Consider the following 1,094-nt stretch of genomic DNA (forward strand, 5'->3'; position numbering starts at 1 on the left):
CTTGTTATTGGGTTCTATCTTGAGAGGTGGTTTAGACCCATTTAATACCTTCCTGTTGGGAGGTGGTCTTGCGATAGGATTTTTTATTGGCGGCATTATTGTAATTGCTAAAAATAAGGAGTAATTTATGGAGATGTTAATTCTTTTTGCGATGGTCGGTGTCCCTCTTTTTGTGTTCGGGCTTTTTTGTGCATATAAAGGGAATAAAGAAGAACATAAAGAGCAACAAGCGAATTTGTCGGTACAAAGTCACTAAAGACTTTTTCTGTAAAAATTGTATAATAAGTCCATGAAAGCTAAAAACGTCTTGCCGATAGAGCGACATGGTTACGACTTTATCCCTGCCGAGTATTTGTCGCAGGGAGCGGACGAGTACTGGCAAAGGAACGCTCAGCAGGCGGAATTGTTTTCCAAAAAGAAAGACAGTTGGCGAAAACTGAAACCTGCGGAAATTGAGATACTTATTCAAAATAGAAATACTTGCTCAAAGTGGGACGACTTCCTTGTAACCGATCCTTTTGACCCTTCGCTAATCCGTGACTCAAATTTTTACGGTCTTGTCCGCATAGGCACTTTGCAAAATGTTCTCCTTAAACATCATGACTTTTGTATTCCATCAGGGATTCGTAACAGCACAATTGTTTCCTGCGACATTGGCGATGACACGGCAATTCAGGAATGTGCGTTTATTTGCAATTACATAATCGGGAACAACTGCATACTTTCAAGAATTGATGAATTGCAGACTACCAACCACGCAAAGTTCGGTAACGGCGTAATAAAGGACGGCGAAGCCGAAGAGGTGCGTGTTTGGATCGATGTAATGAACGAAGCGGGCGGACGTTCCATTCTGCCGTTCGATAAAATGATAACTGCGGACGCCTATCTTTGGGCGGCATACCGAGATGATACCGCCTTAACAAGCAAGCTGGCGGAGATTACGCAAAAACAGTACGGCGGCTTTAGAGGCAGTTACGGAGTTATCGGTTCAAACGCAGTGATTAAAAGTTGTTTGATTATCAAGGATACGGCGGTAGGGGAGAACGCTTACATTAAGGGAGCGAACAAACTTAAAAATATTACGATACAGTCGT

At 42.4% G+C, this 1,094-nt stretch carries 2 protein-coding genes; both read left to right on the forward strand.

The features are described from left to right. Nucleotides 1-127: 127 nt before the first annotated feature. Complete coding sequence (locus ACYVTD_RS13325; RefSeq protein WP_461248224.1) at nucleotides 128-256, forward strand: hypothetical protein; 129 nt, start codon at nucleotides 128-130, stop codon at nucleotides 254-256. A 33-nt stretch (nucleotides 257-289) separates the two neighbouring features. After that, nucleotides 290-1,094: DUF4954 family protein (locus ACYVTD_RS13330; RefSeq protein WP_461248225.1), on the forward strand; the 805-nt coding region annotated here is incomplete at its 3' end.

Source organism: Treponema sp. R6D11 (assembly GCF_054786075.1).